The 239-nt window shown below is 65.7% G+C and carries 1 protein-coding gene; it reads right to left on the reverse strand.

Annotation, left to right across the window (positions count from 1 at the left end):
- Nucleotides 1-20: 20 nt before the first annotated feature.
- On the reverse strand, nucleotides 21-239 hold a 219-nt coding region (locus tag SB660_RS23520), incomplete at its 5' end, for a hypothetical protein (protein WP_410584993.1).

Raw genomic sequence — 239 nt, forward strand, 5'->3', positions numbered from 1 at the left:
GTGTCTGCGTTCAGGGCAGATCAGCAGTCGGTCTGCGCGCCGGACTTCGGATCGCTGCCGGTTGACGCCGGGCGGCGGGAGAAGCCGCCGTCGTTTTTCTCAAGCTGCGCCTGCAGCGCGGCAAACTCTGCGCGGCCCTCGCCGGCCTGCTGCTCAATGGCCTCAAGGCGGGCATTAAAAGCCAGCTCAAGCGCTGACAGGCTTTCCGCCTGCGCTTCTGCATTCAGCTGCACCTGCTC

Origin of the sequence: Bacillus sp. SIMBA_005 (assembly GCF_046535585.1) — a bacterium.
GTDB lineage: Bacteria > Bacillota > Bacilli > Bacillales > Bacillaceae > Bacillus > Bacillus pumilus.